This window comes from Ectothiorhodospira shaposhnikovii (assembly GCF_022227765.1).
GTDB lineage: Bacteria > Pseudomonadota > Gammaproteobacteria > Ectothiorhodospirales > Ectothiorhodospiraceae > Ectothiorhodospira.
On the sequence record NZ_JAJMLZ010000006.1, the window covers coordinates 175,156 to 199,096 of the forward strand.

At 64.7% G+C, this 23,941-nt stretch carries 21 protein-coding genes; 15 read left to right on the plus strand and 6 right to left on the minus strand.

The genetic code is table 11. The features are described from left to right. Positions 1-11 precede the first annotated feature (11 nt). The 10 genes from murD to lpxC all read left to right on the plus strand — a co-directional run bounded on the left by murD (position 12) and on the right by lpxC (position 11,487). A complete protein-coding gene (murD, locus tag LQD11_RS09880; RefSeq protein ID WP_238617394.1) occupies positions 12-1,343 on the plus strand; it encodes a UDP-N-acetylmuramoyl-L-alanine--D-glutamate ligase in 1,332 nt (443 codons plus the stop codon). Further along, on the plus strand, positions 1,340-2,542 hold the full coding sequence (gene ftsW / locus LQD11_RS09885; RefSeq protein ID WP_238617395.1) for a putative lipid II flippase FtsW: 1,203 nt from the start codon (positions 1,340-1,342) through the stop codon (positions 2,540-2,542). Before murD ends, ftsW begins: the two co-directional genes overlap by 4 nt. Beyond that, positions 2,539-3,627, plus strand: coding sequence for an undecaprenyldiphospho-muramoylpentapeptide beta-N-acetylglucosaminyltransferase (gene murG / locus LQD11_RS09890; RefSeq protein WP_238617396.1), 1,089 nt, complete (start codon positions 2,539-2,541; stop codon positions 3,625-3,627). The genes ftsW and murG overlap by 4 nt, the downstream gene beginning before the upstream one ends. After that, on the plus strand, positions 3,624-5,054 hold the full coding sequence (gene murC, locus LQD11_RS09895; protein ID WP_238617397.1) for a UDP-N-acetylmuramate--L-alanine ligase: 1,431 nt from the start codon (positions 3,624-3,626) through the stop codon (positions 5,052-5,054). The genes murG and murC overlap by 4 nt, the downstream gene beginning before the upstream one ends. Continuing rightward, positions 5,051-5,965, plus strand: a complete 915-nt coding sequence (gene murB / locus LQD11_RS09900; RefSeq protein ID WP_238617398.1) for a UDP-N-acetylmuramate dehydrogenase — start codon at positions 5,051-5,053, stop codon at positions 5,963-5,965. The genes murC and murB overlap by 4 nt, the downstream gene beginning before the upstream one ends. Continuing rightward, positions 5,962-6,897: a D-alanine--D-alanine ligase gene (locus LQD11_RS09905; RefSeq protein WP_238617399.1), complete on the plus strand. Its 936-nt coding sequence runs from the start codon at positions 5,962-5,964 to the stop codon at positions 6,895-6,897. Before murB ends, LQD11_RS09905 begins: the two co-directional genes overlap by 4 nt. Positions 6,898-6,919: 22 nt before the next feature. After that, on the plus strand, positions 6,920-7,681 hold the full coding sequence (locus LQD11_RS09910) for a cell division protein FtsQ/DivIB (protein WP_238617400.1): 762 nt from the start codon (positions 6,920-6,922) through the stop codon (positions 7,679-7,681). Positions 7,682-7,792: 111 nt separating this feature from the next. Further along, positions 7,793-9,028, plus strand: coding sequence for a cell division protein FtsA (gene ftsA / locus LQD11_RS09915; protein ID WP_238617401.1), 1,236 nt, complete (start codon positions 7,793-7,795; stop codon positions 9,026-9,028). A gap of 132 nt (positions 9,029-9,160) precedes the next feature. Beyond that, positions 9,161-10,351 carry a cell division protein FtsZ gene (ftsZ, locus tag LQD11_RS09920; RefSeq protein WP_238617402.1) on the plus strand — a complete coding sequence of 397 codons (1,191 nt, stop codon included), beginning with the start codon at positions 9,161-9,163 and terminating at the stop codon, positions 10,349-10,351. Between the two features lie 221 nt (positions 10,352-10,572). Beyond that, positions 10,573-11,487 carry a UDP-3-O-acyl-N-acetylglucosamine deacetylase gene (gene lpxC, locus LQD11_RS09925; RefSeq protein ID WP_238617403.1) on the plus strand — a complete coding sequence of 305 codons (915 nt, stop codon included), beginning with the start codon at positions 10,573-10,575 and terminating at the stop codon, positions 11,485-11,487. Here the strand turns inward: lpxC and LQD11_RS09930 are convergent. Further along, positions 11,477-11,908, minus strand: coding sequence for a DciA family protein (locus LQD11_RS09930; protein WP_238617404.1), 432 nt, complete (start codon positions 11,906-11,908; stop codon positions 11,477-11,479). The genes lpxC and LQD11_RS09930 overlap by 11 nt on opposite strands. 189 nt (positions 11,909-12,097) lie before the next feature. On the opposite strand from LQD11_RS09930, the gene LQD11_RS09935 reads away from it, so the two are divergent. The 5 genes from LQD11_RS09935 to LQD11_RS09955 all read left to right on the plus strand — a co-directional run bounded on the left by LQD11_RS09935 (position 12,098) and on the right by LQD11_RS09955 (position 18,610). After that, positions 12,098-13,015 carry a M23 family metallopeptidase gene (locus LQD11_RS09935; protein ID WP_238617405.1) on the plus strand — a complete coding sequence of 306 codons (918 nt, stop codon included), beginning with the start codon at positions 12,098-12,100 and terminating at the stop codon, positions 13,013-13,015. An 86-nt stretch (positions 13,016-13,101) separates the two neighbouring features. Then, positions 13,102-15,897 carry a preprotein translocase subunit SecA gene (gene secA, locus LQD11_RS09940; protein ID WP_238617406.1) on the plus strand — a complete coding sequence of 932 codons (2,796 nt, stop codon included), beginning with the start codon at positions 13,102-13,104 and terminating at the stop codon, positions 15,895-15,897. A gap of 6 nt (positions 15,898-15,903) precedes the next feature. Next, positions 15,904-17,118 (plus strand): bifunctional glutamate N-acetyltransferase/amino-acid acetyltransferase ArgJ, encoded by a 1,215-nt coding sequence (argJ, locus tag LQD11_RS09945; RefSeq protein ID WP_238617407.1) that lies wholly within the window; start codon positions 15,904-15,906, stop codon positions 17,116-17,118. A gap of 5 nt (positions 17,119-17,123) precedes the next feature. Beyond that, positions 17,124-18,089, plus strand: coding sequence for a Nudix family hydrolase (locus LQD11_RS09950; RefSeq protein WP_238617408.1), 966 nt, complete (start codon positions 17,124-17,126; stop codon positions 18,087-18,089). Between the two features lie 56 nt (positions 18,090-18,145). Further along, positions 18,146-18,610, plus strand: a complete 465-nt coding sequence (locus LQD11_RS09955) for a hypothetical protein (RefSeq protein ID WP_238617409.1) — start codon at positions 18,146-18,148, stop codon at positions 18,608-18,610. 25 nt (positions 18,611-18,635) lie between these two features. Here LQD11_RS09955 and zapD read toward each other — a convergent pair whose 3' ends face one another. The 5 genes from zapD to pilB are packed head-to-tail and all read right to left on the minus strand — an operon-like array spanning position 18,636 to position 23,926. Next, a complete protein-coding gene (gene zapD, locus LQD11_RS09960; RefSeq protein ID WP_238617410.1) occupies positions 18,636-19,478 on the minus strand; it encodes a cell division protein ZapD in 843 nt (280 codons plus the stop codon). 45 nt (positions 19,479-19,523) lie between these two features. After that, on the minus strand, positions 19,524-20,123 hold the full coding sequence (coaE, locus tag LQD11_RS09965; protein ID WP_238617411.1) for a dephospho-CoA kinase: 600 nt from the start codon (positions 20,121-20,123) through the stop codon (positions 19,524-19,526). Between the two features lie 3 nt (positions 20,124-20,126). Next, entirely contained in the window at positions 20,127-21,002 is an 876-nt protein-coding gene (locus LQD11_RS09970; protein WP_420828264.1) for a prepilin peptidase, read from the minus strand. Further along, entirely contained in the window at positions 21,002-22,210 is a 1,209-nt protein-coding gene (locus LQD11_RS09975) for a type II secretion system F family protein (RefSeq protein WP_238617412.1), read from the minus strand. The genes LQD11_RS09970 and LQD11_RS09975 overlap by 1 nt, the downstream gene beginning before the upstream one ends. 3 nt (positions 22,211-22,213) lie before the next feature. Further along, positions 22,214-23,926 (minus strand): type IV-A pilus assembly ATPase PilB, encoded by a 1,713-nt coding sequence (gene pilB / locus LQD11_RS09980; RefSeq protein ID WP_238617413.1) that lies wholly within the window; start codon positions 23,924-23,926, stop codon positions 22,214-22,216. Between the last annotated feature and the right edge of the window lie 15 nt (positions 23,927-23,941).

Sequence of the window (23,941 nt, forward strand, 5' to 3'; positions counted from 1 at the left end):
CGGCGAGTGACGTGACAGAGCAGGCGACGACATTGATCGTGGGACTGGGCACCACCGGACTCTCCGTGGCGCGGCATCTGGCCGCCCGCGGGGAGCGCTTCTGCGTGGCCGACACCCGCGAATTTCCGCCGGGCCTGGCGGCGCTGCGGGAACGGGTGCCGGAAGTCCGTCTGTTCTCCGGGCCGTTTGACGCGGACACGCTGGCCCGTTTCGAGCGGCTGATCGTGAGCCCAGGGGTGAGCATTCGGGAACCCGCGATCCGGGCCGCCCAGGCCGCCGGTGCCCGGGTGCTGGGTGATATCGAACTCTTCGCCGGGCAGGCCGACGCCCCGGTCCTGGCCATCACCGGTTCCAACGGCAAGAGTACGGTGACGACCCTGGTGGGAGAGATGGCCAGGGCGGCGGGATTGCAAGTGGCGGTCGGTGGCAATCTGGGTACCCCGGCACTGGATCTGCTGGCATCCCGCTCGGCGCCCGATCTCTATGTGCTGGAGCTTTCCAGTTTCCAGCTGGAGACCACTTCCGGGCTCCGGTGCGCGGCGGCCGCCGTGCTCAACCTGTCCGCGGATCACCTGGATCGTTACGAGGGACTGGATGACTATGCCCTCGCCAAGGCTCGTATCTTCCGGCATGCCCGGGTGGCGGTGATCAACCGGGAAGATCCTCGGGTCCGGGCCATGTCCGGCGGCCGGAGCCGGGTGAGCTTCGGTCTCGATGTACCCGCGGAGGGTCAGTATGGCCTGAAAGACCAGGATGGCGGGTCCTGGTTGTATCGGGGGGACGAGCCCTTGCTGGCGGAGGCGGAGCTGCGCATGGCCGGGCGGCATAACACCGCCAATGCCTTGGCTGCCCTGGCCCTGGGCGAGGCCGCCGGCCTGCCCAGGGACGACATGCTGGCGGTATTGCGCCGCTTCGCGGGTCTGCCTCATCGCTGCCGGTGGGTGGCGCATCGGCAGGGCGTCGACTGGTACAACGATTCCAAGGGCACCAATCTGGGCTCCACCCTGGCGGCGTTGGCGGGGTTGCCGGGCAAGGTCGTGCTCATTGCCGGCGGGCAGGGCAAGGGCCAGGACTTCACGCCCCTGCGTGCCGTGGCCGCCGACAAGGCTCGGGCCGTGGTGCTGTTGGGGCAGGATGCCCCGGTCATCGAGCAGGCCCTGGAAGGCGTGGTACCGGTGGTGCGGGTCCATGACATGGATCAGGCCGTGGCCGAGGCCGCCCGTCTGGCCTGTCGCCAGGACAGCGTGCTGCTTTCGCCGGCCTGCGCCAGCCTGGACATGTTTCGTAATTATGAACATCGGGGCGAGGTCTTCGAGTCCGCGGTACGGAGGCTGACATCATGAAGGGCCTTGATCTTCAGGCCACCCGGGACATGGATAGCCGCTTGGCGGTGGAGCTGCATCAGAAGGTGGACCTGGGGCTGGCGGTCACGGTGATGGCCCTGCTGGGACTGGGACTGGTGATGGTGGGTTCCGCCTCCATCGGCATCGCCGAGCGCAGCCTGGGTGATCCCTTCTATTTCCTGCAGCGGCAGCTGATTTTCGTCAGCCTCGGCGTGGCGGCGGCCATCATGCTGTACAACCTGCGCCTGGCCTGGTGGCAGGCCATGGGTCCCTGGCTGCTCCTGTCCGTCTATGTGCTGTTGCTGCTGGTGCTGGTGCCCGGTATCGGCAAGACGGTGAACGGCTCCACTCGCTGGATTTCGGTGGGGTTGTTCAACCTGCAGGTTTCCGAAGTGGTGAAACTGCTCATGACCATCTATCTGGCCGGGTACCTGGTACGACATGCCCGTCAGGTCCGCGAGACCCTGTTGGGATTCGCCAAGCCATTGATCCTGATCATGCTGGCGACGGTGCCCCTGCTCATGCAGCCGGACTTCGGTGCCGCCGTGGTGCTGATGGCCATCGCCCTGGGGATGCTGTTCCTGGGCGGTGCGCGGTTGTGGCAGTTCTTCATGCTGCTGGGTGTCGTGGGCGCGGCGATGGCCTGGTTGGCGATTCAGACCCCTTACCGGGTGGCCCGTCTCACCGGCTTCATGGATCCCTGGACCGATCCCTTCAACACCGGTTTCCAGCTCACCCAGTCCCTGATTGCCATCGGCAGTGGTTCCTGGTTCGGCGTGGGGCTGGGCGGCAGTGTGCAGAAACTCTTCTACCTGCCGGAAGCCCACAACGATTTCCTGTTCGCCGTGCTGGCCGAGGAACTGGGTCTGGTGGGCATTGTGGTGCTGGTGGCCCTCTACGGCTTTCTGCTCTGGCGCAGCTTTGCCATCGGCCAGGCTGCCGAACGGGTAGGGCACCTGTTCGGTGCACACCTGGCCTACGGCATCGGCATCTGGATCGGTCTGCAGGCCTTCATCAACATGGGCGTGAACATGGGCATGCTGCCCACCAAGGGGCTGACCCTGCCCCTGATGAGTTATGGCGGCAGCTCCATGCTGGTGACCTGCGCGGCCATGGGGCTGCTGGCCAGGGTGCACCGGGAAACGGTGGAGAGCGGGGGCTTCAGGCCCCGCCGTCGTGCCTCGGGAGGTGGAGCATGAGTCGTCGTCCCATCCTGATCATGGCCGGTGGCACCGGGGGGCATGTCTTTCCCGGGCTGGCCGTGGCCGACCACCTGCGTGCCCGCGGCGAGACCGTGTGCTGGTTGGGCACGGCCACCGGCCTGGAGGCCCGGCTGGTGCCGGCGGCGGGAATCGAGTTCCATACCCTGCCGGTGAGCGGGCTAAGGGGTAAGGGAGTGGCCACCTGGTTGCTGGCTCCCTGGCGACTGGGGGTGGCTCTGTGGGCGGCCCTGGGCCTGATGCTGCGGCTCAAGCCCCGTGCCGTGCTGGGCCTGGGGGGATTTGCCTCCGGCCCAGGGGGCCTCATGGCCGCCGCCCTGGGACATCCCCTGGTGATCCACGAGCAGAACGCCATTGCCGGCATGACCAACCGCTGGCTGGCCGGTCGTGCGGACCTGGTGCTGGAAGCCTTTCCGGGCACGTTCCCCGCGAGCCGCCAGGCGGTGGCCGTCGGCAATCCCGTGCGCGAGAACATCCGGGAACTGCCGGAGCCTGACCTGCGCATGGCCGGGCGGGAAGGTCCCTTGCGTCTGCTGGTGGTCGGCGGCAGCCTGGGCGCCCTGGCCCTGAATACCCGCGTGCCCGAAGCCCTGGCGCGTCTGCCCGAGGCGCGCCGACCCCTGATCCGTCATCAGGCGGGGGAGCGCACGCTGGAGGAGGCCCGCCGGGCGTATGCCCGGGCCGGGGTGGAGGCCGAGGTGACGGCCTTCATCGATGACATGGCCGAAGCCTACAACTGGGCGGACCTGGTGATCTGCCGGGCGGGGGCGCTGACGGTCTCCGAACTGGCGGCTGCCGGCGCGGCCGCCTTGCTGGTGCCCTATCCCCATGCGGTGGATGACCACCAGCGTGCCAACGCCCGCCACCTGTCCGAGGCCGGGGCGGCCCGGCTCGTCCTTCAGGATGAACTGGACCCCGAGGCCCTGGCGACGTGGCTGGCGTCCCTGGATCGCCCCCGATTACTGGAAATGGCCCGCCAGGCCCGTTCCCTGGCGCGTCCCGATGCCACCCGTCGCGTGGCCGAGGCCTGTCTGGCCCTGGCCGGGGAAGGAGATCGCCCATGAATGCGCCCAACGCCCTGATCGGCATGCGTCGCATCCGTCGGATTCACTTTGTGGGTATCGGCGGCTCGGGCATGGGCGGCATCGCCGAGGTGCTGGCCAACCTGGGGTACCAGGTCAGTGGTTCGGACATTGCCGAAAATGCCGTGACCCGGCGTCTGGAAGGACTGGGCGTGGAAGTCCGCCTGGGTCATGATGCCGCCCATGTGCGGCAGGCCGACGTGCTTGTGGTGTCCAGTGCCATTCGCTCCGATAACCCGGAACTGCGGGCGGCGCGGGAACGCCGCATTCCCGTCGTGCCCCGGGCCGAGATGCTGGCGGAACTGATGCGTTTTCGCTACGGCATTGCCGTGGCGGGGACCCACGGCAAAACCACCACCACCAGCCTGGTGGCCAGTCTGCTCGCGGAGGGCGGGCTGGACCCTACTTTCGTCATCGGCGGCCGGCTCAACAGCACCGCCAGCCATTCCCGGCTGGGGCAGGGCAGCTATCTGGTGGCGGAGGCGGACGAGAGCGACGCCTCCTTTCTGTGTCTGCAGCCGATGATCTCGGTGGTGACCAACATCGATGCGGACCATCTGGCCACCTACGAAGGGGATTTTTCCCGGTTGCGGGATACGTTCCTGGAGTTCCTGCACCATTTGCCCTTCTATGGCCTGGCGGTGCTGTGTGTGGATGATCCGGAAATCCGCGATCTGATCACCCGCATCGGTCGCCCCATGCTCACTTACGGCATCGATCACCCGGCCGACGTCAAGGCCCGTGAGCTGCGCCCCGACGGCACCCGCACCCACTTCGATCTGTACCTGCCGGGCCGCGATCGGGCCCTGCCGGTGACCCTGAACCTGCCGGGACGCCACAATGTGCTCAATGCCCTGGCGGCGGTGGCCGTGGCCCACGAGTTGGGGGTGGACGACGGTGCCATCCAGCGGGGGCTGCAAGCATTCCAGGGTATCGGCCGGCGTTTCCAGGTCTACGGCAGTCTGCCCACGCCGGTGGGTGAGGTGATGCTGGTGGATGACTATGGCCATCATCCCACCGAGGTGGCGGCCACCATCGCCGCCGCCCGGTCCGCCTGGCCGGAGCGGCGTCTGGTACTGGCCTTCCAACCCCATCGCTACACCCGTACCCGGGACCTGTTCGAGGATTTTGCCGAGGTACTGTCCGAACCCGATGTGCTGGTGCTGCTGGATGTCTATGCGGCGGGGGAGGACCCGATTCCCGGTGCCGATGGTCGCACCCTGGCGCGGGCGATTCGTACCCGGGGACGGGTGGATCCCGTGTTCGTGGATGCGCCCGAGCGTCTGGTGGACGCCCTGCGGGGCGTGTTGCGGGCGGGGGATGTCCTGCTGACCCAGGGCGCGGGGAATGTGGGGGCACTGGCGGCCAGCCTGCCGACGGCACTGGCCGGCGATGGGGAGGCGCCATGATCGCGGCCCGTCGTCCCGGTCATCTGCGCGGGGAACTGCGCATCAATGAAGCCATGGCCCGGCATACCTCCTGGCGGGTGGGTGGGCCGGCGGACCGCTGGTATCGGCCGGCGGATCTGGATGACCTGGTGCTGTTTCTGTCCGGGCTGCGGGCGGACGAACCCCTGTTCTGGCTTGGCCTGGGCAGTAACATCCTGGTGCGTGACGGTGGTATCCGTGGAACGGTGATTGCCTACGCGGGTGTGTTGGATACCCTGCATGCCCTGCCGGGATACCGGGTGCGGGTCGGGGCCGGCGTGAGTTGCGCCAAGTTGTCCCGCTTCTGTGCCGAGCACGATCTTGCCGGCGGCGAGTTTCTTGCCGGCATTCCCGGCGCCCTGGGCGGGGCCCTGGCCATGAATGCCGGGGCCTGGGGGGACGACACCTGGTCCCACGTGGAGCAGGTCACTACGATTGATCGGCGCGGGTGTCTGCAGGTTCACACCCGGGGGGATTACGAGGTGGGCTATCGCCATGTGCAGGGCAGCCGGGAAGGCTGGTTCGTGGAGGCAACGCTGGCCTTCGCGGCCGGCGACGGTGAAGAATCCCGTCGGCGGGTCAAGGACCTGCTGTCCCGGCGCAACCGGACCCAGCCCATCGGACAGCCGTCCTGCGGTTCTGTGTTCCGCAACCCGCCCGGGGATCATGCGGCCCGGCTGATTGAGGCGGCGGGTCTCAAGGGGATGCGCATCGGCGGGGCCATGGTCTCGGAAAGACATGCCAATTTCATCATCAATACCGGTACGGCCCGTGCCGCGGACATGGAGGCGCTGATGCACCGGGTGCAGACCGAGATTCACGCCCGTTTCGGGGTTGAACTGGTCCCCGAGGTCCGCATCGTGGGTGAATCCGTCGAGGAGGTGGTGTCATGACGCTGTCAAATCAGACCGCTTTCGGCAAGGTGGCGGTACTCATGGGCGGTAGGTCCGCGGAGCGGGAGGTTTCCCTGCGCAGTGGGCGGGCGGTGCTGCAGGCATTGCTGTCGGCCGGCGTGGATGCCCACGGCATCGATGTGGGGCGGGATGTACTGGAGGTCCTGGCCCGCGGCGCCTACGACCGGGCATTCATCATCCTGCATGGGCGCGGCGGCGAGGATGGCGTCATCCAGGGCGCCCTGGAACTGTTGGACATGCCCTATACGGGTACCGGCGTGGCCGGTTCGGCCGTGGGCATGAACAAGCTCATGAGCAAGCGCCTCTGGCGCGGGGCCGATCTGCCGACGCCGGATTACCGGGTGTTGGAATCCGGGTTCGATCCGGTGGCGGTGGTGGAAGCCCTGGGTCTGCCCTTGATCGTCAAGCCTGCCCTGGAGGGGTCGAGCATCGGTATGTCCCGGGTCAACCGGGTGGAGGATCTGTCGGCCGCCTTTGAAGTCGCCGCCGCTTGTGGCGGGCCGGTATTCGCCGAACGCTGGATCACGGGCAGGGAATTCACCGCGGCCATCCTGGATGGTGAGCCGTTGCCCCTGATCCGTCTGGAAACTCCCCGGTCCTTTTATGACTACGAGGCCAAGTACGCCGCCGAGGATACCCGCTATCACTGTCCCTGCGGACTGGACCCCGAGGCAGAGGCCGCCGTACAGGCCCTGGCCCTGGCCGCCTTCGAGGGTGTGTCCGGACGGGGCTGGGGCCGGGTGGATCTGATGATGGATGCCGGGGGCAAGGCCTGGGTGATCGAGGTCAACACGGTGCCGGGCATGACCGATCACAGTCTGGTGCCCATGGCGGCCCGGGCCGCCGGGCTGGATTTCCAGGCCCTGGTAATGAAGATTCTGGCCACGTCCCTGACCCCGGGGGCGCGGTAATGGGGTGTATATGGGCAGATCGATGGCAAGGCGAAGGGTGCAGCGGCCGCCCTGGTGGCGGGAGGCACGCTTGCGCCGCGCCCTGCGAACCCTGCTGCTGGTGGCGGCGCTCATGATGCTCGCCTTTGCCGGTCAGGGTGCCGTGGCTTATCTGATGGAGCCTGATACCCTGCCTATCCGCAGCGTGGAAGTGGAAGGCGAGTTGCGTTACCTGGGGCCGGAGGCCCTGTCCGCGGCCATCACACCCCACGTGCAGGGTGGGTTCTTCAGCCTGGATCTGCGTCAGGTGGAGGCGGCGGTCAAGGCGTTGCCCTGGGTGCGCGGAGTCTGGGTGCACCGGGAATGGCCGGACCGGATCGTGATCCGGATCGAGGAACAGGTTCCGGTGGCGCGTTGGGGTAGCGATGCCCTGGTGAACCAGTACGGGGAACTGTTCCGACCGGCGTTGTCGGAAGCCCCCGAGGGCCTGCCGTTCCTGGAAGGCCGCGAGGGACGTCAGCGGCAGCTCATGGAGCGCTTCCTGGCAGTACAGGCCAGGTTGGCGGATGTGGGCCTGGAAGTCTCCGGGCTGAAGGAAGATGCACGCCGTTCCTGGGTGATTCAGCTCGAGAACGGAGGGCAGGTGCTGATGGGGCGGGGCATGGACGCCGATCGGCTGGATCGACTGGTGCGCATGTACCCGCGCCTGGAGGAACACCGGGACGAGCCCATCAGGCGAATCGACATGCGTTACACCAACGGCATCGCCGTGGCCTGGAAGCCCCGGGAGGGTGGTGCACAATGAGACAGGTTAGGCAGGCAAGGCGAATGAGAGTCATGAATACAGCGTTATGCATCGGGTCGCCACGGGATGCTTCAGTCGCGCTGATCGGCACGGTAGCGGAGATGAAGGCTTATGTCTAAGCGATCCGATAAGGGAATGATCGTCGGCCTGGATATCGGGACCTCCAAGGTGGAGGCCATCGTCGGCGAGGTGAATGACGAGGGGGGAATCGAGATCGTCGGTATCGGTTCCCACCCGTCCCGCGGTCTGAAAAAGGGTGTGGTGGTCAACATCGAATCCACCGTGCAATCCATCCAGCGCGCCATCGAGGAGGCCGAGCTGATGGCCGGTTGCCAGATTCACTCGGTTTTCACCGGGATTGCCGGCAGCCATGTGAAGAGCCTCAATTCCACCGGCGTGGTGGCCATCAAGGACAAGGAAGTGACCACGGCGGACGTGGAGCGGGTGATCGATGCCGCCCGTGCGGTGGCCATTCCGGCGGATCAGCGCATTCTCCATGTGCTGCCCCAGGAGTTCATCATTGATGAGCAGGAAGGCATTCGTGAACCCATCGGCATGTCCGGCGTGCGGCTGGAGGCCAAGGTCCACCTGGTGACCGGTGCCGTGTCCGCGGCGCAGAACATCATCAAATGTGTCCGTCGCTGCGGCCTGGAAGTGGATGACATCATTCTGGAACAGCTGGCTTCCAGCCACGCGGTCCTCACCGAGGACGAAAAGGAACTGGGGGTGTGCCTGGTGGACATCGGTGGCGGCACCACCGACATCGCCGTCTTCACCGACGGGGCGATTCGCCACACGGCGGTGATCCCCATTGCCGGTGATCAGGTCACCAACGATATCGCCGTGGCCCTGCGTACCCCCACCCAGTACGCCGAGGACATCAAGATCAAGTACGCCTGCGCCCTGCGTCAGCTGGCCAATCCCGAGGAAAGTATCGAGGTGCCCGGTGTCGGCGACCGGCCGCCCCGGCGTCTGTCCCGGCAGACCCTGGCCGGGGTGGTGGAGCCGCGCTACGAGGAGCTCATGTCCCTGGTGCAGGCGGAGCTGCGCCGTTCGGGCTGCGAGGAGATGGTGGCGGCGGGCGTGGTCCTCACCGGGGGGTCGTCGAAGATGGAAGGCGTCGCGGAACTGGCCGAGGAGGTCTTTCACATGCCGGTGCGTCTGGGTCTGCCCCAGTATGTCACCGGCATGGTGGATGCCGTGAAGAATCCCATTCATTCCACCGGGGTGGGGTTGTTGCTGTTCGGTCATCAGAGCCGCTACCAGGCCCTGGGGGAAGGGGTCAGGGGCGGTGGCATGAAATCCGTCTGGGGGCGGATGAAGAGCTGGTTTCAGGGCAATCTCTAGCATCGGCGACTGTACCGATGTCCTGGGCAGGGACTGGAAACTAAACAAGCAGGGGCGGTTGGGTCTGCGGGTCTGAATTCGAAGTATGACGGTCTTTCAACGAACATTGTGGTTTTTCAGGAGGTAGTGAATATGTTTGAGCTCATGGATACCTATCCCCAGAACGCGGTCATCAAGGTGATCGGTGTCGGCGGTGGTGGCGGCAATGCAGTCCAGCACATGGTCAATGCCTCCATCGAGGGCGTGGATTTCGTGGTGGCCAACACGGACGCCCAGGCACTCAAGCGGGTGGATGCCAAGACCCTGTTGCAACTGGGTTCACACATCACCAAGGGTCTGGGCGCCGGCGCCGACCCGGCGGTGGGTCGCGAAGCCGCCCTGGAAGACCGGGAGCGCATCCAGGAAGTGATCGACGGTGCCGACATGGTCTTCATCACCGCCGGCATGGGCGGCGGCACGGGCACCGGTGCCGCGCCCGTGGTGGCTCAGATCGCCAAGGAAATGGGCATCCTCACCGTGGCCGTGGTCACCAAGCCCTTTCCTTTCGAGGGCAAGAAGCGCATGCAGGTGGCGCAGTCGGGGATGGAGAACCTGGCCAAGTACGTGGACTCCCTCATCACCATTCCCAATGACAAGCTCTTGTCGGTGCTGGGCAAGAACGTGACCCTGCTGGATGCGTTCAAGGCCGCCAACGACGTGCTGCTGGGCGCGGTGCAGGGGATTGCCGAACTCATCACCCGCCCCGGCCTGATCAACGTCGACTTTGCCGACGTGCGCACCGTCATGTCCGAGATGGGCATGGCCATGATGGGAACCGGTTCCGCCTCCGGTGGTGACCGCGCCCGCGTGGCTGCCGAGGCGGCCATCTCCAGCCCGTTGCTGGAGGATGTGAACATCGCCGGTGCCCGGGGCATCCTGGTGAACGTGACCGCCGGCATGGACATGTCCATCGGCGAGTTCGAGGAAGTGGGCGCGGCGGTCAAGGAGTTCGCCTCCGAGGATGCCACCGTGGTGGTGGGCACCGTCATCGATCCGGAGATGAACGACGAACTGCGCGTGACCCTGGTGGCCACCGGTCTGGGAACCCCTGGCCAGGCGGCACGCCCGACCCGGGAAAAACCGGCCGTCAAGCTGGTCGAGCCCCGCCAGACGGCCATGGGTGCCCAGGGCCACGGCAATGAGTTGGACATGATGGATTACGACAAGCTGGACCGGCCCGCGGTGATGCGCAAGCAGCAGGGCAATGCCGCTTACGATATCTCCGGCAATCCCAACATGGACTATCTGGATATTCCGGCGTTCCTGCGCAAGCAGGCTGACTGAGCATGGGCAGGTGCAGGGCGGAGCGCACCGCCGGTGTGCTCCGCCGCCCTGAGCCGGCACCGTTTCAGGGCGTGCCTTGCATCAAAACATGCAAGTCAACCCGTCCAGTGGCATAATGTGCAGCTATTTTTCCCCGTTGGGGCGTTCCGGGAGGGTTTCCCCTGGTCTGGCACGCATCATGCACTCATCCTGGTGCGTCACGGGTTCAGAGGACTATCACGTTGATCAAGCAGCGCACGCTCAAGAACACCATCCGCGCCACCGGCGTTGGTCTTCATACCGGTGAGAAGATCTATCTGATGCTGCGTCCGGCACCGGTGAACGCCGGTGTGGTGTTTCGCCGTGTCGACCTGGATCCGGTGGTGGAGATCAAGGCCCATCCCGAGAACGTGGGTGACACCTGCCTGTCCACCACCATGGTGAGCGGCGAGGTGCGTGTATCCACGGTGGAGCATCTGCTATCGGCCGTGGCCGGGCTGGGCATCGACAACCTCTACGTGGATGTCAGTGCGCCGGAGGTGCCGATCATGGACGGCAGCGCCGGGCCTTTCGTCTTCCTGATTCAGTCCGCCGGGATCGTGGAGCAGAACGCCCCCAAGCGTTTCATCCGTATCAGGCAACCGGTGGAAGTGCGCGAGGATGACAAGTGGGCAAGGCTGGAGCCCTTCAATGGTTTCAAGGTGGGTTTCTCCATTGATTTCAAGCATCCCATCTTCAGCGGCGGGATCCAGACGGCGGAACTGGATTTCTCCACCACCTCCTTCGTCAAGGAGGTCAGCCGGGCCCGCACCTTTGGTTTCATGCGCGAGATCGAGGCCCTGCGCAGTCGCCGGCTGGCCCTGGGCGGTAGCCTGGACAACGCGGTGGTGCTGGATGATTACCGGGTCCTCAACGAGGATGGTCTGCGCTACGAGGATGAATTCGTCAAGCACAAGATCCTGGATGCCATCGGTGACGTCTATCAGCTGGGCCATAGCCTGATCGGGGCCTTCACCGGCTACAAGTCCGGTCATGCCCTCAACAACAAGCTGATCCGCAAGTTGATCACTCTGGAAGATGCCTACGAGATCGTGACCTTTGAAGAGGGCGGCGAGCCGCTGCCCATCTCCTACGCTCACGCGGCGGCTACGGTCTGACCGGACCGTGGCTGCGCGCCGCCAGGCGGCGCAGGGCCTGACTCAGCTCCGGGTCGTCCACGGCACGAGCGGCTCCCAACAGGGCGCTGCGCGCCCGCGGGGAAAGCGGGTCGAGCTGACGAGCGCGGGATTCGGACCGCACCGACCCCATCGCCGGGCGCACCCGGATACGGACGGATTTTGCCTGCAGGCCATGGTGTGCCTTGACCTGCTTGAGGATTTCCCGCTGCAGGTAACGCAGTTGGGAAGCCCAGGCGCCGGCGTCCGTCACCAGGATCAGTGCCCCGGCCTCCAGGCCGCCCACCCAGCAGTGTTCCCGCGGCCCCGGTGGCAGCAGATCCCTGACGCTTTGGGTCAGGTTCTCCAGTTCTCGGGCCCGATGCAACAGTTCGGGGGCCAGCAGGGTTCTGGGGCGACGCATGAGCTGAGGGGTTCCTGGTCGGCTGGACGGGATGCCTGCAAGATTACCCGTATCCTCGGTATCGGAGTAGCGAGGATTTCCCACACAGTATGTGGTTGGATTATGATCGTGCCTTCCATGAAGGATGCGTGCCCGCGGCCGGCTTCACCCGGCACGGGTCCTGATCAGAAAAAAGCGGGCTGAGTCAGCATGAACATCATCTTCCTGACAGACAAGGGGACGGGTTCCCGGCGCTTTCATGTCTCACGCTGGTACCATCTCTCCATGCCCCTGGCCGCCCTCACGGTCTGCGGCGGTCTGATCCTGGGGGCCGGTTATCAGGCCGGTCGTCATCTGCATGGCACCACGGACCCCGGCCTCGCGCACTGGAGCGAGGAACTGCGGGAGCAGCGCTATCAGCTGGAATATGCCAGGGATACCGCCGAAGCCGGCATTCAGGCCCTGACCCAGCGCGTGGCCCAGCTCCAGGCCCAGATGATGCGTCTGGAAGCCCTGGGTAACAAGCTGGTGAAGATGGCCGACCTGGAAGACGGCGAGTTCGATTTTGGTGCCCTGCCCGGCCTGGGGGGGCCTGAAGAGCTGCTTCACGAAGCGCCTCCTTCCGATCTGCTGCAGCAACTCGATGAACTGGCGCGGCAGATGGATGACCGGGAGTCCCAGTTGCGGCTGCTGAGCCGTCTCATCCTGTCGGGGCAGTTGGCGGATGAGGTGACACCGGGCGGTCGCCCCGTGGTGTCCGGCTGGATGTCCTCGGGCTACGGCACTCGCACCGATCCCTTTACCGGCCGCCAGGTTTTTCACCGCGGCGTGGATTTTGCCGGTCGCCCCGGCTCCGACATCATTGCCGTGGCCGGCGGCATTGTGATCTTTGCCGACCGCCGGGATGCCTTCGGCAAACTGGTGGAGATCGATCACGGTAACGGTTATGTCACCCGCTACGCCCACAATCAGGAGATGCTGGTCAGCGTGGGAGACACGGTTCGCAAGGGACAGGTGATTGCCAGAATGGGATCCACCGGGCGTGCCACCGGTCCGCATGTCCATTTCGAAGTGCTCAAGGACGGCCGCCATGTCAATCCTCATCGCTTCATTGCCGCCTCGGGTTAGGTCCCGCGAGGTGCCCCACTGCGTCACCATCGCGGATGGGGTATGATGGCGGGCCTCAAGTTCAGCAACTCAGCGCAGAACCCTTCATGGTCACAAGCCTAGTCAGAAAGATCTTCGGTAGCCGTAACGACCGCCTGGTCAAGCGATACGGCAAACAGGTGGGACGGATCAACGAACTGGAAGCCGATCTCAAGGCGCTCTCCGACGAGCAGCTCAGGGCCAGGACCGGAGAATTCCGTGACCGCCTCGGCAAGGGGGAATCCCTGGATGACTTGCTGCCGGAGGCCTTTGCAGTGGTCCGCGAGGCCGGCCGTCGTATCATGGGCATGCGTCACTTCGACGTCCAGCTCATCGGCGGCATGGTGCTCAACGACGGTCGCATCGCCGAGATGCGCACCGGGGAGGGCAAGACCCTGGTCGCCACCCTGTCGGCCTATCTGAATGCCTTGCCCGGCAAGGGCGTGCATGTGATCACGGTCAATGACTATCTGGCTCGCCGCGACGCGGCCTGGATGGGGCGTCTCTACCACGGCCTTGGGTTGAGCGTGGGGGTGATCAATTCCTCCGGCGCCAAGGGCGCCAAGCATTCCTATCTGTATGATCCGGACCATGTCGGCGAGGAGGATGGACATCCTCATCTGCGCCCGGTGACCCGGCGCGAGGCCTATGCCGCCGATATCACCTACGGCACCAACAACGAATTCGGCTTCGATTATCTGCGCGACAACATGGCCTTTCGTGCCGAGGACCGGGTTCAGCGCGACCTGGCCTATGCCATCGTGGACGAAGTGGACTCCATCCTCATCGACGAGGCCCGTACCCCCCTGATCATCTCCGGCCCCACCGGCGAGAACTCCGAACTTTACCAGCGGATGAAGGACATCGTCCCCACGCTGCGGCGTCAGGAAGAGGAAGAATCCGAGGGCGATTATTACGTCGACGAGAAGGTCAAGCAGGTCTTCCTGTCCGAGGACGGCCAGGAACGCGCCGAGCAACTGCTCAAGGAGGCCGGGCTGCTCAAGGCGGACCAGTCCCTCTACGATGCCGCCAGCATCCCTCTGCTGCATCATCTCAATGCGGCGCTGCGTGCCCATGCCATCTTCCAGCGGGACGTCCATTACCTGGTGCGGGACAGACAGGTCCTCATCATCGATGAGTTCACCGGTCGCGTGATGCCCGGCCGGCGCTGGTCGGAAGGTCTGCATCAGGCCGTGGAGGCCAAGGAGGGGGTGCCGATCCAGAACGAGAACCAGACCCTGGCCTCGATCACCTTCCAGAACTATTTCCGCCTCTACAAGAAGCTCTCGGGCATGACCGGGACCGCCGACACCGAGGCCTATGAGTTCCAGCACATCTACGGCCTGGAAGTGGTGGTGATTCCCACCAACAAGCCCATGATCCGCAACGACATGCAGGATCTGGTCTACATGACCCAGAAGGAGAAGTACAAGGCCATCATCGAGGACGTCAAGCACTGCCGGGAACGGGGACAGCCCGTCCTGGTGGGCACCGCCTCGGTGGAGGCCTCGGAAATCCTGTCCGACCTGCTCAAGAAGGCGAAGATCAGTCATGAGGTCCTCAATGCCAAGCAGCATGAGCGGGAGGCCCATATCGTTGCCCAGGCCGGTCGTCCCGGCGCGGTGACCATTGCCACCAACATGGCAGGTCGTGGTACCGACATCGTGTTGGGCGGCAGCCTGGAGGCGGAGCTGGAGGCCCTGGGTCCGAATCCGGATCCGGTCCAGGTGGAAAAGATCCGCGACGAGTGGCGCAAGCGCCACGATCAGGTGCTGGAGGCGGGCGGCCTGCACATCATCGGTTCGGAGCGTCACGAGTCCCGCCGCATCGACAATCAGTTGCGGGGGCGTGCCGGTCGTCAGGGCGATCCCGGTTCCAGCCGTTTCTTCCTGTCCCTGGAAGACACGCTCATGCGCATCTTCGCCTCCGACCGGGTGAAGATGATCATGCAGAAGCTGGGCATGCAGGAGGGCGAGGCCATCGAGAACGCCTGGGTGACCAAGGCCATCGAGAATGCCCAGCGCAAGGTGGAAGGGCACAACTTCGATATCCGCAAGAACCTGCTCGAATACGACGACGTGGCCAATGACCAGCGTCGGGTGGTCTATGAGCAGCGTCGTGAACTGCTGGACTCCCAGGAAATCTCCGACACCATCCGCGCCGTGCGCGAGGATGTGGTGGATCAGACCATCAGTCGCTACATTCCTCCCGGCTCCATCGACGAGCAATGGGACATCCCCGGCCTGACCCAGGCCATGGAGAGCGAGTTCGGTCTCAAGCTGGACATCGCCGGCTGGCTGGAGAAGGACGACGATCTGCACGAGGAATCCCTGCGCGAGCGTCTGCAGGGGGAGGTGAGCGGCGCCCTGGATGCCAAGCGGGCCGTGCTCGGCCCGGAACTGACCCAGCGGATCGAGAAGGATGTGATGCTGCAGGTGCTGGACAGTCACTGGAAGGAACATCTGGCATCCATGGATTACCTGCGCCAGGGCATCGGTCTGCGTGGTTACGCCCAGCGCAATCCCAAGCAGGAGTACAAGCGCGAAGCCTTCGCCATGTTCGAGAGCCTGCTTGAGCGCATCAAGCATGACGTCATTTCCATGCTCATGCGCCTGCAGGTGCAGTCACCGGATGACGTCGCCACGCTGGAGGCCCAGGCGCGCGGCAGTGCCAAGCCGGCCAGCATGGAATTCAAGCACGACCAGCCGGACAGCCCCCTGTCCGCCGAGGACGATGCCGAGGACAAGCCGGAAGACCCGGATCAGGAGCCCTACCGCCGGGAGGGGCCCAAGCTGGGCCGCAACGATCCCTGTTGGTGCGGCTCGGGCAAGAAGTACAAGCACTGCCACGGCAGACTGGAGTGATGATCGATGGCCGTGAACCTCAGTGAACCCGTTTCCCTGGCACCCGTTCCCGGGGTTCGGCTCAGCGCCGTGGCCGCCGGTATCCGTTACCGGGGGCGCGACGATCTGGTGCTGATGGAACTGGCGGCGGGCAGTACCTGTGCCGCCGTGTTTACCCGCAATGCCTTCTGTGCCGCCCCGGTGCAGGTGGCCCGGCAACACCTGCTCCAGGGCGGCCCCCGATATCTGTTGATCAATGCAGGCAACGCCAATGCCGGTACCGGGTCCCAGGGTCTGGAAGCCGCTTACCTGAGTTGCGGTGCCGTGGCTGGCTGCACCGGCGTCAGGGCGGCCCAGGTATTGCCCTTTTCCACCGGCGTGATCGGAGAACCTCTGCCGGTGGACCGGATCTCGACGGCCCTGCCCGAGGCCGTGGCCGCCCTGGATGAACAGGGATGGATGCGGGCCATGCGCGCCATCATGACCACCGATACGGTGGGCAAGGGGGCATCGGAAACGGTGCGTCTGTCCGGTGGCGAGGTGACCCTCACCGGGATTGCCAAGGGTTCCGGCATGATCCACCCCAACATGGCCACCATGCTGGCCTTTCTGGCCACCGACGCGCTGGTGGACAAGGCGGTGCTGCAGGCCATGCTGATACGTTGCGGCGATGCCAGTTTCAACGCCATCACCGTGGACGGTGATACCTCCACCAATGATGCCTGCGTGCTGGCCGCCACTGGTGCCTCCGGGGTAGCGGTGGAGACGGAGGCGGACCAGGCCCTGTTCGAGCAGGCGCTGTTGCGGGTCTGTCGGCAACTCGCTCATGCCATCGTTCGTGACGGTGAAGGCGCCACCAAGTTCATCACCGTACGGGTCAGCGGTGCACGGGACGCGGAAGAAGCCCGCCTTGTGGGCTTTGCCGTGGCCCTGTCGCCGTTGGTGAAGACCGCACTGTTTGCTTCGGACCCCAACTGGGGGCGGATCCTGGCCGCGGTGGGCCGTGCCGGTGTGAAGGATCTGGACGTGGACCGGGTGACCATTCATCTGGACGATGTGCGCATTGTCGCCGATGGCGGTCGGGCGCCCGAATATGAGGAGGCCATGGGGCGCCGGGTGATGGCCGGGGCCGAGATCCTCATCCATATCGATCTGGGAGGGCGGGGAGTGACCGAAGCCGAGGTCTACACCTGTGACTTTTCCTACGACTATGTGCGTATCAACGCCGAATACCGTTCCTGAGGGTCATGGCTGAGCCGCTGCGGGTGGCGGTGGCCGCCATCACCAATGCGCGCGATGAGTATCTGATCGCCCGTCGCCCCGCGCACGTGCACCAGGGGGGCCTATGGGAATTCCCCGGCGGCAAGATCGAGCCGGGGGAGACCCTGGCGGACGCCCTGTGTCGGGAGCTGCGGGAAGAACTGGACATCACGCCCCTGCGGTATCATCCCCTGATCACTCTGAATCACGATTATCCTGACCGACGGGTCTGCCTGGAAGTGGTGAAGGTCGACCGTTTCGAGGGGCAGCCCCGGGGCATGGAAGGGCAGCCGCTGCGCTGGGTGTCGGCCGACCAACTGCATGCCCTGGCGTTTCCGGCCGCCAATCGGGCCATCATCCAGGCCCTGACCCTGCCGGACCGTCTGGTGATCACGCCGGATCTGCGCTGCCCGGAAACCCTGCTGGACGGGCTGCGCCGGAGTCTTGAGACCGGCGGCCCGGCGCTGCTGCAGCTGCGCGCGCCACGCCTGAGTCGGGAGGATTTTGCCGCATTGGCCGAGATGGTGATTCCGTTGTGCCGATCCCGAGGTGTGCGGATCCTGCTGAACGCGGACCCCGAACTGGCCGTGTCCCTGGGGGCTGACGGCGTCCATCTCAATGCCCGCCGTCTGGCCACCCTGGCGGGGCGTCCCGATGTGCTGGATCGCCTGACCCTGGTGGGGGCCTCGGTGCATCATCGTGACGAGCTGGCCCATGCGGCCCGACTCGGTGCCCATTTTGTCCTGGTATCTCCGGTGGCGCCGACCCGTACCCACCCGGGTGCATCGGTGCTGGGCTGGCCGGGATTTGCGGCACTGGCCCGGCAGGCGGGCCGACCGGCCTATGCCCTGGGCGGCATGACGGTGGATGACATCGCCACGGCGCGGCATCACGGCGGGCAGGGCATCGCCGGCATCCGGGGGCTGTGGCAAGGGGCGACGGAGGCGGATTGAGTTCCGGTCCCGGGTGAGCGGCGGGGCGATCATCCTTTTGCGACGAGGATACAGGCATGGCGCGCTGGTGGAGTTGGTTACTGATTCCCGTGATGTTGGGCCTGGGATACCTGGCCGGAGAACACTGGCTGCGGCCCCTGCTGGCGCCAGGAGATCCGGCAATGTCGGTCATCGAGGCCCCGTCCGGTTGTGAGCTGGACGACCGGGGCTGCCTGGTGATGGTGGACGGGGAGGCGATTCGGGTCCGGGGACCGGCGCGGATTCCACCGTTGGAGCGATTTGTCCTGCACCTGGAGGGCAGTGATTCCCTGGATCCTCTGGAGGTGTCCTACATCATGCCCGGCATGGACATGGGGCTGCACCGGTTTGAATTCCAGTCGGTGGCGGCGGGGAACTGGGAGGCAGAATCCGTGCTGCCGGTCTGCATGTCCGGACGCATGGACTGGCTGGCGCTGGTGCGTGTCCGTCTGGGGGATCAGATCCATGAACTGCGTGTCCCCGTGCAGCTGCGGCGGGAATAGCACGCCGCCCCCGGGTGTCCGGTGGCTACAGTGCGCAGCAGCTCAGCATGAACGGGATTTCCTCGTCGCACTGGGTCGAACGTGACTTCAGGTCACCGGCACGCAGGAACCGCACCGAGAAACGCTGACGTCCGGCGCTGATCTCGGGATAACAGGGGGCGTTGAGGGGCAGGGTGATGCGGATCATCTGCCAGGGTTGGTTGGTATCCAGGTTCTGTTCGTAAAAGCCCCGGCTCGCCGTCATGGGGCGAGGGACGCCGGCATTGCGGATCAACTGCAGGATCACGCTGACGGCCTCCTGGATGTCTGCAAAGGGCTGGGCCCAGTCCAGCAGCAGCTGTCGCCGTTCCCCGGCGGGGCGGGCCAGCCAGTAGTGATAGGCCGGCAGATCAAAGTCACAGGTGCCGCCGGGAATGGCGGTTCGCTGGCGGATGCCGTTGAAGAAATCGTTGCCCTTGACTTGCTGGTCCAGCTGGCCGTTGAGGGCATGGATACCGTCTATGAGTCGGCGATGTTTGTCGATCACCGTGTTCAGTCGGCGTTGGTCCACGCCGGGTTCGGTGCTCAACCGGTTCAGGTTGGTGATCTGTCGTTCGAGTTCCTTGATCAATTCACGTTTTACGTCCACCCGATTGGTGAGATTCATCATCTCGATCAGGGTGAGCAGACTGCCGTGGGTATCCGGCCCCGAGTCATGCTGAAGGCTGTGGTCAAAGCGCTGCATCAGCACTTCAAGACGCATGAACAGGCGCATGCGCTCATGCAGGGGTTGTTCGTAGATGATGGAACCCTTCACTGCAGCGGCTGCCGGGGGGGTGTGAACCACGTATTCATTGTTTTCCGATCTGCGGCCGAAATGAACGAACATGTTACCACCTTGGTAGGATGAGACCGGTGACTTCGGTATCCGGCATCAGTGTGCGACTGCCATCCGGAGGTATTGCTGGTGCAGCGCTTCCACCCGTGCAGGCAGAGCGTCCGCGGATCCCTCGTTGTCGATGACATCGTCGGCCGCCGCCAGGCGCTGTTCCCGGGAGGCCTGGACATCCAGGATGGCCTGGATCTGCCGTGGGGATGCACCGTCACGTCGCCCGGCACGTTCCAGCTGACTGGATACGGAACAGTCCACCAGGAGTACGCGATCGACCCGGTTGCGGGCCCCCGATTCCACCAGCAAGGGTATGACCAGCATGCAGTAGGGCGTCCCGGCCTTTGTTTTTTCTTGATCCATGGCTGCCCAGATCATAGGGTGGAGCAGCCTTTCCAGTCTGTGACGGGTTTGGCTGTTCCGGAATGCCCGATCGCGCATGGCGGCCCGGTCCAGGCTCCCGTCTTGCTTCAGAATGGCGGGACCGAAGGCTTCCACCAGTGCAGCCAGCCCGGGCGAGCCGGGTGCCACGACCTGCCTGGCAATGATATCCGAATCGATGACCGTGACGCCTCTCTCTTCGAACAGGCGCGCCACGGTGCTCTTGCCGCTGCCGATCCCTCCCGTCAGTCCAATGGTGAGCATGGGTCAGCCGAGCATGCCGAGGTAGGTCTGTACGATGGTGTCGCCCCAGAGCAGGGCAATCCAGCCCGCGGCAGCCAGATAGGGACCGAAGGGAATGGGCAGATTGCGGTCACGTCCCAGCACGGCGATGAGCACCAGACCCACCACGGCACCCACCAGGGAGGACAGCAGGATGATCAGGGGGAGCATCTGCCAGCCCAGCCAGGCGCCCAGGGCGGCAAAGAGCTTGAAGTCACCGTAGCCCATGCCTTCCTTGCCGGTGAGCAATCGGAAGGCATGGTAGACGAGCCACAGGCTCAGGTAACCGAAGACGGCCCCCAGCAGGCTGCTGGTGGCATCGGTGAACAGCCCTCCCAGATTCAGTACCAGTCCCAGCCACAGCAGGGGCAGGGTGATGACATCCGGCAACAGGGTGGTGCGCAGGTCGATCACGGTCAGGGCAATCAGGGCCCAGGTCAGCAGCAGGGCCGCCGCGGCCACCCAGGTGACACCGAAATGCCAGACCACGGCCATGGATAGCAGGGCCGTGGCCATTTCCACCAGTGGGTACTGGGGAGAGATTCTGGCGCCGCACGAGGCGCACTTGCCTCTGAGGAACAGGTAACTGATGAGCGGGATGTTCTCCAGGGCCGTGATGCGGTGACCGCAGGCAGGACAGGCGGACCGGGGGATGACCAGGTTATAGGGTCCCTGGACCTCTTCGGCATGATCCAGGTTGCCCCCCCGTGACTGCAGCCATGCCCTTGCCTCGCTTTGCCACTGGCGTTCCATCATCATCGGCAGGCGGTGGATGACCACATTGAGAAAGCTGCCCACCATGAGGCTGAAGACACCGGTGAGGGTGAGCAGCAGGGTGGGGTTTGCGGCGAGAAGATCGATCACACCACGGCTCCAAGCTGGAAGATGGGAAGATACATGGCAATGACCAGACCGCCGACGACAATGCCCAGGAAGGCCATGATCATGGGTTCCATGAGGCTGGAGAGGCCGTCGACCATGTTGTCCACTTCCTCTTCATAGAAATCGGCGACCTTGCCCAGCATTTCGTCCAGGGAACCGGATTCTTCCCCGATGGCCACCATCTGTACCACCATGTTGGGAAATACCGCGGAATTCCGCATGGCCTGCTGGAGCTGGGTGCCGGCCGCGGTTTCGTCGCGCATGCGCAGGGTCGCTTCGGAAAAGAGGGCGTTGCCCGTCGCGCCGGCCACCGACTCCATCGCTTCCACCAGGGGGACACCGGCGGAGAACATGGTGGACAGGGTCCGGGCAAAGCGGGCAATGGCGGCCTTGCGCAGCAGTTCGCCCACCACCGGGATGCGCAGGGAGAGCAGGTCGAGCTGACGGCGGAAGGCGGCGGAACGCTGCTTGGCCTGGGTGAACCCGAACACCGCGGCGCCGATACCGCCGAAGATGGCCCACCAGTAGCTCTGGAAGAACTCGGAGATACCGATGACGAACTGGGTGAAGACGGGCAGGTCTGCGCCAAAGCCCTGGAACAGGTCCTGAAACTGGGGAACCACGAAGATGAGCAGGATGGCGGTGACGATGAAGGCCACCACGATCACGGCGGCGGGATAGAACATGGCCTTCTTGATCTTGGCCTTGAGGGATTCGGTCTTTTCCTTGTAGGTGGCAATGCGATCCAGCAGGGTTTCCAGGGCGCCGGACTGTTCACCGGCCCCCACCAGGTTGATGACCAGGTCGTCGAAGTAGGCCGGGTGCCTGGCCAGGGCGCTGGCAAAGGTGGCACCCCCTTCCACGTCCGCCTTGATTCGTAGGATCAGTTCCTGCATGGAGGGATTTTCGTGGCCCCGGCCGACGATCTCGAAGGACTGCACCAGGGGCACGCCGGCGCTCATCATGGTGGACATCTGGCGCAGGAAGATGGCGATGTCCTTGGGGGTGATCTTCTTCTTGCCGCCGAACAGCGGCTTGGGTTTCTTGCGTACCTTGAGCGGGTTGATACCCTGGCGCCGCAGTTCCGCCTTGGCCAGATTTTCGTTGGCGGCGGTGGTCTCGCCCTTGATCCGGACGCCTTTCTTGTCCACCCCTTCCCAGACGAACACCGTCATTGTCTCGGCCATGGTTTAGTCCTTGGTCACACGGTTGACTTCTTCAAGGCTGGTGACACCGGCCTTGACCTTGAGCAGACCGGCCCGCCGGAGGTCGTCGACGCCTTCCGCCCTGGCCTGTTCCGCCAGTTGCATCGAGTTGCCGCCATCGAGAATGATCCGCTGCATGGCTTCGGAAATGGGCAATACCTGGTAGATGCCCACCCGTCCCTTGTAGCCGTTGGTGCACTGGTCACATCCCACCGGCCTGAAGATCTTGAAGCCCTGGTTCACCTCGTCTTCGGTGAAACCCTCCTGCAACAGCACCTCCTTGGGGACGTCTTCGGGCGCCTTGCAATGGTTGCAAAGCCGCCGGGCCAGACGCTGGGCGATGATGAGCAGGATGGATGAGGCGATGTTGTAAGAGGGGACCCCCATGTTGGCCAGGCGGGTGAGGGTTTGGGGTGCGTCGTTGGTGTGCAGGGTGGATAGCACCAGGTGACCGGTCTGAGCCGCCTTGATGGCGATTTCGGCGGTTTCCAGGTCGCGGATCTCGCCGACCATGATGATGTCGGGGTCCTGCCGCAGAAAGGCCCTCAGGGCGGCGGCAAAGGTCAGCCCCACCTTGGGATTCACGTTGACCTGATTGATGCCCGGCATGTTGATTTCGGCGGGATCCTCGGCCGTGGAGATGTTCCGGTCCGGGGTGTTGAGGATGCCCAGGCCGGTATAGAGCGAGACGGTCTTGCCCGAGCCGGTAGGGCCGGTGACCAGGATCATGCCGTAGGGCTTGCTCAGGGCGTTGAGATAGAGTGCTTTCTGGTGCTCTTCGTAGCCCAGGGCGTCGATACCCAGGAAGGCGCTGGTGGGGTCCAGTATTCGCAGCACCACCTTTTCTCCGTAAAGGGTGGGGCAGGTGTTGACACGAAAGTCGATGGCCCGGTTCTTGGAGAGCTGCATCTTGATGCGCCCGTCCTGAGGGACGCGTCGTTCGGAGATGTCCATGCGGGACATCACCTTGATGCGGGCGATGATCCGGGGGGCCAGGTTCACCGGTGGGTGGGCCACCTCGTCGAGTACCCCGTCCAGGCGGAACCGCACCCGAAAGTCCTTTTCATAGGGTTCGAAGTGGATGTCCGAGGCCTTGCGGTTGATGGCATCCAGCAGCACCTTGTTGACGAAGCGGACCACCGGCGTGTCGTCCACTTCGCTTTCGGAAACCTCCGGGCCGCGGTCTTCGGTGTCCGTCATCTCCAGGTTGTCCAGGTCCTCGTCCATGAGGCCTTCCATCATCGAGGAGGCGTCGTTGAGGCTGTCCTCAATCAGCTTGGACAACTTGTCGTGTTCCACCAGCACCGGTTCGGTGGGGATGCCGGTGTTGAACTTGATTTCATCCAGGGCGCTGATGTTCATGGGATCGGACATGCCCACGAACAGCCGATTACCCCGCCGGAAGATGGGCAGGGCCTGATGCTGGCGGATCAGCTTCTCGTCCACCAGTTTGGTGGGCAGGTATTCCTTGTCGAGGGCGTCCAGATCGAACAGGGGGGTACCGAACTCTTCGGCCGCCGCCTGGGCCAAGCCGCGGGCCTCCACGATCTTTTCCGTCACCAGGTAGGCCACCAGGGGTACCCGTTTCTTGCGGGACTGATCCAGTGCCTTGTTGGCGTCGGCTTCACTGAGCAATCCGTCTTGAACCAGGCGCCGGGCAAGCCCGCTCAATGGAATGGAGGCGGCAGGTGTGGACATGGGGACTCTGGGTTT

Bases quoted from the DNA above. Each gene is read 5' to 3' on its own strand.
- ftsW (WP_238617395.1), top strand. From the start codon at position 1,340: ATGAAGGGCCTTGATCTTCAGGCCACCCGGGACATGGATAGCCGCTTG.
- murG (WP_238617396.1), top strand. From the start codon at position 2,539: ATGAGTCGTCGTCCCATCCTGATCATGGCCGGTGGCACCGGGGGGCAT.
- murC (WP_238617397.1), top strand. From the start codon at position 3,624: ATGAATGCGCCCAACGCCCTGATCGGCATGCGTCGCATCCGTCGGATT.
- murB (WP_238617398.1), top strand. From the start codon at position 5,051: ATGATCGCGGCCCGTCGTCCCGGTCATCTGCGCGGGGAACTGCGCATC.
- LQD11_RS09905 (WP_238617399.1), top strand. From the start codon at position 5,962: ATGACGCTGTCAAATCAGACCGCTTTCGGCAAGGTGGCGGTACTCATG.
- LQD11_RS09910 (WP_238617400.1), top strand. From the start codon at position 6,920: ATGGCAAGGCGAAGGGTGCAGCGGCCGCCCTGGTGGCGGGAGGCACGC.
- ftsA (WP_238617401.1), top strand. From the start codon at position 7,793: ATGTCTAAGCGATCCGATAAGGGAATGATCGTCGGCCTGGATATCGGG.
- ftsZ (WP_238617402.1), top strand. From the start codon at position 9,161: ATGTTTGAGCTCATGGATACCTATCCCCAGAACGCGGTCATCAAGGTG.
- LQD11_RS09930 (WP_238617404.1), bottom strand. From the start codon at position 11,908: ATGCGTCGCCCCAGAACCCTGCTGGCCCCCGAACTGTTGCATCGGGCC.
- LQD11_RS09935 (WP_238617405.1), top strand. From the start codon at position 12,098: ATGAACATCATCTTCCTGACAGACAAGGGGACGGGTTCCCGGCGCTTT.
- secA (WP_238617406.1), top strand. From the start codon at position 13,102: ATGGTCACAAGCCTAGTCAGAAAGATCTTCGGTAGCCGTAACGACCGC.
- argJ (WP_238617407.1), top strand. From the start codon at position 15,904: ATGGCCGTGAACCTCAGTGAACCCGTTTCCCTGGCACCCGTTCCCGGG.
- LQD11_RS09950 (WP_238617408.1), top strand. From the start codon at position 17,124: ATGGCTGAGCCGCTGCGGGTGGCGGTGGCCGCCATCACCAATGCGCGC.
- LQD11_RS09955 (WP_238617409.1), top strand. From the start codon at position 18,146: ATGGCGCGCTGGTGGAGTTGGTTACTGATTCCCGTGATGTTGGGCCTG.
- zapD (WP_238617410.1), bottom strand. From the start codon at position 19,478: ATGTTCGTTCATTTCGGCCGCAGATCGGAAAACAATGAATACGTGGTT.
- coaE (WP_238617411.1), bottom strand. From the start codon at position 20,123: ATGCTCACCATTGGACTGACGGGAGGGATCGGCAGCGGCAAGAGCACC.
- LQD11_RS09975 (WP_238617412.1), bottom strand. From the start codon at position 22,210: ATGGCCGAGACAATGACGGTGTTCGTCTGGGAAGGGGTGGACAAGAAA.
- pilB (WP_238617413.1), bottom strand. From the start codon at position 23,926: ATGTCCACACCTGCCGCCTCCATTCCATTGAGCGGGCTTGCCCGGCGC.